The organism is Methylobacterium ajmalii (genome assembly GCF_016613415.1).
Classification (GTDB): Bacteria; Pseudomonadota; Alphaproteobacteria; order Rhizobiales; family Beijerinckiaceae; genus Methylobacterium; species Methylobacterium ajmalii.
Genome location: NZ_JACWCT010000052.1, coordinates 23,056 through 30,022, shown reverse-complemented (window position 1 = coordinate 30,022; position 6,967 = coordinate 23,056). Strand labels below are relative to the sequence as shown.

5 protein-coding genes and 1 tRNA gene are annotated in these 6,967 nt (G+C 70.8%); 5 read left to right on the top strand and 1 reads right to left on the bottom strand.

Annotated features, from left to right (window positions below; all coding sequences use genetic code 11):
• Positions 1-321: 321 nt before the first annotated feature.
• A complete protein-coding gene (locus HPY23_RS09345; RefSeq protein WP_091887145.1) occupies positions 322-1,023 on the bottom strand; it encodes a metal-dependent hydrolase in 702 nt (233 codons plus the stop codon).
• A gap of 110 nt (positions 1,024-1,133) precedes the next feature.
• Here HPY23_RS09345 and ruvX point away from each other — a divergent pair, with 110 nt between their 5' ends.
• The 5 genes from ruvX to HPY23_RS09320 all read left to right on the top strand — a co-directional run bounded on the left by ruvX (position 1,134) and on the right by HPY23_RS09320 (position 6,908).
• Entirely contained in the window at positions 1,134-1,631 is a 498-nt protein-coding gene (ruvX, locus tag HPY23_RS09340; RefSeq protein ID WP_091887147.1) for a Holliday junction resolvase RuvX, read from the top strand.
• Positions 1,632-2,361: 730 nt separating this feature from the next.
• A complete protein-coding gene (locus HPY23_RS09335) occupies positions 2,362-2,613 on the top strand; it encodes a hypothetical protein (RefSeq protein WP_060848491.1) in 252 nt (83 codons plus the stop codon).
• Between the two features lie 1,835 nt (positions 2,614-4,448).
• Entirely contained in the window at positions 4,449-5,267 is an 819-nt protein-coding gene (locus tag HPY23_RS09330; RefSeq protein ID WP_091887149.1) for a DNA-binding protein, read from the top strand.
• Between the two features lie 4 nt (positions 5,268-5,271).
• On the top strand, positions 5,272-6,750 hold the full coding sequence (locus HPY23_RS09325) for a M48 family metalloprotease (protein ID WP_091887151.1): 1,479 nt from the start codon (positions 5,272-5,274) through the stop codon (positions 6,748-6,750).
• Between the two features lie 84 nt (positions 6,751-6,834).
• A tRNA-Gly gene (locus HPY23_RS09320) sits at positions 6,835-6,908 on the top strand.
• Positions 6,909-6,967 lie beyond the last annotated feature (59 nt).

Genomic DNA, 6,967 nt, shown 5'->3' with positions numbered 1-6,967 from the left:
GGGCCGGGGCGGCCGCGGCGCGGGCGAAGCGCCCGCTCGCCGCCGGCAGCGGGCCCCGCAGCGGGCTCACCGCCCCGTCGAGGTCGAGGGTCATCGCGCCCCGCGCCGGCGGAACGGCCTCCTGCGTCGGACGGGTACCGGAGGACGGCGCGAAGGGGAGGATGGTGGCGGCCAAGACGACCTCGGAGCGGGGACACGGCGGATTAACGGTTTGTTAATCTCACTCGGTCCCGCCCCGCCACGTCAACCTTTGGTTAACCTTAACGGCGACGCTCCGGCCGGGCGCGGCCGCCCCCGGGGGAGGGCGGCCGCGGACGCGCCTCACTGCACCGTGACGGCGGTGCCCTTGTGGGGCACGATCACCTGCACGCCGCTGCCGTCCAGGGCGGCGACGAAGCGGTCGGCGCTCTGGTCGACGATCGGGAACGAGCCGTAATGGCAGGGGAACACCGCCTTCGGCTTGAAGAAGCGCGTGACCGCGAGCGCGGCGGTGTCGGCCCCCATGGTGAAGCGGTCGCCGATTGGGACCATCAGCACGTCGGGGCGGTAGATCTCCTGGATCAGCGCCATGTCGCCGAAGATGTCGGTGTCGCCCATGTGGTAGACGGTCGGCTCGCCCTCGGCCCGCACGATCACGCCGTTGGGCAGCCCGAGCGGCACCGTGACCCCGGCCTCGCTCATGCCGGCCGAGTGGTCGGCCCGCACCAGGCTGACCCGGAAGCCGCCGACATCGACGGTGCCGCCGGTGTTCATCGGCTCGAGCTGCTTGACCCCCTTCGAGCCGAGCCACATGCACAGGTCGTAGTTGGTGACGACCTTGGCGCCGGTCTCGGCGGCGATCTCGACCGTGTCGCCGACATGGTCGCCGTGGCCGTGGGTGACCAGGATGTGGGTCGCCCCCTCGGTCGCCGCCTTGCGGTCGCCCTCGAAGGCCGGGTTGCCGGTGAAGAACGGATCGATCAACACGTGGGCGGACGCGAAATCGAGGCGGAAGGCGGAATGGCCGAACCAGGTGATGCGCATCGGACGAGCTCCGGGCAAAGATGTTTTCGGAGTGGAAATCGGCGGCCGGCCGCCCGGGCGCTGCGTCGGGGCGAGGCCGGCACCCCCTACCTAAGGCGCGGAGGCTGCCCGTGAACCGGGAGACGATCGAAGCCTTCGCGGCCGATTCCCGCGGCGGCGCCCGCCTGCTCGGGCTCGACCTCGGCACCAAGACCATCGGGCTCGCCCTCTCGGACGTGCAGCGCCGCATCGCCTCGCCGCTGGAGACGATCAAGCGGGTCAAGTTCACCCCCGACGCCGCCGCGCTCGCCGCCATCGCCACGAAGCACGCCGTCGGCGGGCTGGTGATCGGCCTGCCCCTCAACATGGACGGCAGCGAGGGCCCCCGGGTGCAATCGACCCGCGCCTTCGTGCGCAACCTGAAACCGATCCTGCCCCTGCCGGTGCTCTTCTGGGACGAGCGCCTGTCGACCGCCGCCGTCACCCGCACCCTGCTGGAGGCCGACGCCTCTCGGGCGCGCCGCGGCGCGCTCGTCGACAAGCTGGCGGCCGCCTACATCCTGCAGGGATGCCTGGATGTGCTGGACGGGCTGGGGGACGAGGGGGAGGCGGAGGAGGATTTCCTCTGACGCGCTTCGGCCGGCGCCGTCCGCCGGCCACTCACGGCGTCGGCTCGCGATCGCCGACGGACTGCGCGGGGTCCTCGAGACACGCCCTTGTCCCGGACGATCACCGCGTAAGGAGATCCGGGAAGTAGCCGATCGAGGCAGACCGGGCGCACCGGTACGCCGTCGTCGCGAGGCGTCCGAGAACCGGCGGGGCCAGACCGCGGATCGACCCCGGATGCGAAGCTGACCGGAAAAATGTGGCGACTCGGCAGCGAGCTGCGCTCGGTTGGAATTCTGCTTATGAGAGCGCCCACGGTACCCGACAGGGGCGTGAAGCCTTTCTGCGTCAAGGCTTTCCCATACACCACCTGATCCTGAGGTGTTGGCGATCAAAGATCGCACGCAATCGACGATCGCTGAGCCTTGAAGAAGGCCTCCAGAAATCGCAGCGACATCTGGAGGCCTCCTTCGAGGTCAGTCGATCTTCGATCGCGTGCGATCTTTGATCGCCAACACCTCAGGATGAGGTCGCGGGTGGTAGAGATAAGCGTTGCGGATTCACGTCACTGTCGTGTGCCGTGGAGGGCGTCTATCTAAACTACTTCTACTCCTGTAATTTCAATCACTTGGCGGGAGCCAGAGCGGCCTCTGTCAGGCGTGACAAGAAGCCTGCCCCAGGCACTTGACCGAACCAGCCGGCCCGTGGCGTGTTCCCTTTTCGTTCTATATGATTCGGCCGGAGGGCAACACGATGCTGGCGAGACACACCGGACCCGCCGGAGACCCGTCCTCCGCTCCCACCGGCGCCTCATGCCCCGTCGAGGCCATCGCCGCGGCCTACCTCTCGCAGACTTCGGGCGACCTCGCGCTTGCCCTCCGGTGCGCCATCACGGACGCCTTGGCGGACCTCCTGGAGGCCGAGCGCCGGACCCGGGAGCGCAGCCGGCTCATCTCCCGGGGCTTCGTCCGTGGGCGCCTGGACGACACCGGCGATGCGCTTTGACGATCCGCCACCGGCCCGGCCGGGCAACCTCGCCGCCTACCCGTTCGTGGTGGTGCGGGTAGGGTGCCCGCAGTGTCCCGACCGGCACAGGGCAGCTCCAGGCTGGCAAGGCTGGCCGCGAAGTTCTGCCCGCAGATCCCGGTACTGGACCGGATCGCGATGGATTGCCCCTGGTGGGACGTGCCGAGGGCAAGCGCGAAGAGCTCGTCGTGCCGAAGTGCAAGGCGCATTTCGTGGACCTGGCGCGGCCCGGGAGGCCGCCGGATTTGCCTCCCGGGTTGATGAAGTTGCGTGTGGTGCAGGGCGGAAAGGGGTGATGGTTCTCAAAGCACGGCGTAAAGCGGCCGAGATCCGTAGGCCCACTTTCGTTCGGAACACTCACGCAGGGCCCGTGTTGGTCAGCCGAACCATCACAAGCCTGTGAGGCAATCTGTGTTGAAGTCCTTCCCCGCCCTGACTGCTACGGTCTGCGCTGGTGCCCTGGGTGCTCTCCTGGTGTCGCTTCCTGCCTCGGCGGCTCCGCTGCCCGCGTCGAGCACGACAAGCGTCGGGGCGAGCGCGACTGTCGACGGCAACTCGCTCGTGACACCCGTTCGCATGGGCAACGGCAAGCATCCGTCCCGGCCGAGGGGCCAGAAGCGCCGCGGTATGACCTCCGGTGGCTATCGCAACTGAGCGCTGAGAATTCTCGGAGTGGCGGAGAGCCGGCCATCTGGTCCGCCCTTCGCCATCTTGGCCGCCACCGCGCCTTGGGCCCGAAGCCTCTCCCGTAGCCCCGCCCGACGCCACCGCCTCCGGCGAGCCCAGTGCGGGCATCGTGCATCTCCTCATGCTGCCGGCATCCCGGGCCATTCGCGGGAAGGTGCGCTCGACGAGGTGGAGGACCTTCGTCGTGCCCATCATGCCGACCGTCTCGCGCAGGAAGCGGGTGAACCACTTCGACCACGCCCCCCGCCGCCTGGGCCTCCCGCTCGATGTCGAGGGCCGACCAGAGGGAGGCTTCAGTCTCCACGAGGCCCGCCTGGTAGCCCCGCCCGGTAGCGGAGCAGTCCCAAGAGAAAGCCCGCCTCGATCTCTGCGACCGGGGGAGGGCGGCTTCTCGCGGCAAGACCGGCGGCGGACCTTCGCGCCTCGTCCTCTCGGCGTCCTCGAAGCCCACCACACAGCGGGGGAGGGGCGGGCGTGGGCTCGCCTCACGGTAGCCGGGTCCTTGGTCTGGGGCCTCGCCTTCCCGGTTCACGGAGCGGGCATGGAGGGCTACAGCTCGACCGGGATGACTCGCCGGAACTAGCAGGTGCCGTGCCTGTCCCGCAGGAGGGATTTCAACAAGCCCACGGCCCGTTTGCACCGCCGGTTTGTAGGATCGGCGGCCTGCAAGGCGCTGATTTCAGCAAAGTTTCAGCCAGCTCGAAGGCTTGGCAAGGTGTGGCGTCCCCGGCAGGGCTCGAACCTGCGACCCCAGGTTTCATACCACTTCGGCTTTCGCCGCCGCCGCAAGGCGTTCGTGGTCTGGACTATCCCTTCACCGTAAGCCTGCAGGTCCGCCCGCATGCCCTTAGGTGCCGCCCGTCTAGTCTCTACACCTTCCCGGCCTGGCGGTCCGGGCTTGGCTCGGGATCGGCGTGAGGCCAAGGCGGCTCGACGCTTTCCCCGACTTTGAGCGGATCCGTCGCGCGGTTTCCCGGCGCGACGCCCAATTTGAACCTAGGAAACCTGTGCTCTGTCCAGCTGAGCTACGGAGACCCACGGCGAGCCTCTTACCATCCCGGCCGGCTTCCGCCAACCTCGCCGCGCGCGCCGCCGGGCGGGCATCCATCGGGAGCGGGGGTCGACTCATGCGGGGAGGGATCGCGGTCTGTCTCCTCGTGCTGGTCGCCGGCGCCGCCCAGGCGGCGGCCCCGCGCGGGCGCGAGCCGCCGGCCTGCCGGGGGCGGGCGTCCGGGCAGGACCGGCTCGAATCGGTCGCCGCCCGGGGCGAGCTCGTCCTCGCCTCCGGCCGGCGGGCGCGCCTCGACGGGCTGCGCTGGCCCGACGACCCGGCGGCGGCCGAGGCGGCGCGGGCCTGGCTGATGCGCCTCGCGGGGCGCTCGCTCGCCACCCGCGAGGCGCCGGAGGCCGACCGCTGGGGCCGAATCACCCTCGACGCCACGACGCAGGACGTCCCCGAAAACGCTCCTCCGGACGATGCCCCGGTCGATCTCGCCGGCGGGCTCGTCGCGGCCGGCCTCGTCCAGGTCGATGCCGGGGAGGGCGACAGCCTGTGCCGCCCGGGGCTGCTGGCGATCGAGGAGACGGCCCGGCGCGCCGGCCGCGGCCTGTGGGCCGGGGCGCCGCCGGTGCCGGCGGAAGAGGGGGCGCGGCTCGCCGGCCTCGTGGGGCGATTCGTGGTCGTGGAGGGCCGCGTCCGCAACGTCGGCGAGCGCGAGCGGCGCACCTACCTCAACTTCGCCCCTTTCGGGACCGAGGGTGCGACCGTCACGGTGTCGAAACGCACTTGGCGGAACATGCTCGAACGTGGTTTCTCTGCTGCTGCGCTTCGGGGGCGGCGCGTGCGGGCTCGCGGCATCGTCGAGCTCTGGCGCGGGCCGACCCTGGATGTCGGCGCGGCCGAGATGATCGAGATGCTGGACGAGGAGCAGGCGCCGCGGCGCTGACGCCATGGGGTGGCTTTTCACGCGAACCAACCCGGCCGGCCAGGCCGCGGTCGCAGGGCCTGCGACCGCGCTCGCCCTGCTCGTGGCTGCCTGCACCGCCGACCAGACCGGGGCGCTGCCGCCGGTGGCGGCCGTCGTGCCGCCGGAGGCGCCGCGCACCACCGGGCGCGACCGGCCGGCCAACGACGCCGACCACGCCAAGCTCGTCGCCTCGTTCGGCGGCGAGTACAGGGCGCCGGCGGCGTTGCGCTTCGTCGGCGACGTCACCGACCGCCTGGTGAAGGCGACCGAGCGCCCCGACGAGACCTACGCGGTGACGCTGCTCGATTCGCCGGTGGTAAACGCCTTCGCGCTGCCGACGGGACGGCTCTACGTCACCCGCGGGCTCCTGGCGCTCGCCGACGACACCTCGGAGCTTGCCGCGGTGCTGGCGCACGAGATCGCCCACGTGACCCTGCGGCATGCCAGCGCACGGACCGAGATGGCGTTGCGCTCCGAGCTCGTCAGCAAGGTCGTGGCCGACGTGCTCAACGACCCCGCGACCGGCGCCCTGCTGCAGGACCAGTCCCGCTTCGTGCTGGCGCGCTTCTCGCGCAGCCAGGAATTCGAGGCCGACCAGACCGGCGTGCGCACCCTCGCCCGCGCCGGCTACGACCCGTTCGGCGCCGCCCGCTTCCTCACCGCGCTCAACCGCACGACGGCGCTCCGCGCCGGCGGCGGGCTCAACGCCGAGCCCGACATGCTGGCGACCCATCCGAGCACGCCCGAGCGCATCACCCAGGTGACCCAGGCGGCGCGCCGCATCGGCGCGCCGGGCCTCGGCGCCGACGACCGCAACCGCTACCTCGCGGCGATCGACGGCATCGCCTACGGCGACAACCCGGCCGACGGGCTGATCCGCGGCCGCCGCTTCATCCATCCCCGCCTCGGCGTCGCCTTCGAGGCGCCGGACGGGTTCGGGCTCGACAACACCGCCCGCGCCGTGCTCGGCACCACGCCGGACGGTGCCCGCCGCCTGCTGTTCGACGCGGTCGAGACGCATGCCGGCCAGGGCCTCGAGGAGGTCCTGAAGGCGACCTGGAACGACGCGATCGAGACCGGCAGCGTCGAGAACCGGATCGTGAACGGCTTCCCGGCCGTCACCGCAATCTCGAAGGGCAAGGAGTGGTTCTTCCGCCTCGCGGCGGTCCGGGTCGGCACCAACACCTTCCGGATGATCATGGCCGCCAAGGGCACCACCGACCCGGAACCCGCCTTCGGCCGCTGGCTGTCCAGCATCGCCCTGGTGACGCCCGACGAGGCGCGCAGCCTCAAGCCCCTGCGCATCCAGACCGTCACCGCCGCCCCCGGCGACACCGCCGAGAGCCTGGCCCAGCGCATGACCGCGGTCGACCGCCCGCTCGAACGCTTCCAGGTCCTCAACGGCCTCGACAAGGGCGCTCCCCTGCGCGCCGGCCAGCCCTACAAGCTGGTCGTGGAGTAGGGGGAACGGAGCGCGGCCGGCACCGGATTTCCCCACCCGCCGCGCTTCTCAAACCGGATCCGCCGTGCTACCTGGACGGCGGCCGCGGGTGTAGCTCAATGGTAGAGCAGCAGCCTTCCAAGCTGAATACGAGGGTTCGATTCCCTTCACCCGCTCCAACGTTTCAAGGCTGGAAAGCTCTACCCGCACAGGGGTTTAGCTCTCCGGCCTTTTCCTT

Coding starts and splice junctions, on each gene's coding strand:
- HPY23_RS09325 (WP_091887151.1), top strand. CDS start 5,272: ATGGGGTGGCTTTTCACGCGAACCAACCCGGCCGGCCAGGCCGCGGTC.
- HPY23_RS09330 (WP_091887149.1), top strand. CDS start 4,449: ATGCGGGGAGGGATCGCGGTCTGTCTCCTCGTGCTGGTCGCCGGCGCC.
- HPY23_RS09335 (WP_060848491.1), top strand. CDS start 2,362: ATGCTGGCGAGACACACCGGACCCGCCGGAGACCCGTCCTCCGCTCCC.
- HPY23_RS09345 (WP_091887145.1), bottom strand. CDS start 1,023: ATGCGCATCACCTGGTTCGGCCATTCCGCCTTCCGCCTCGATTTCGCG.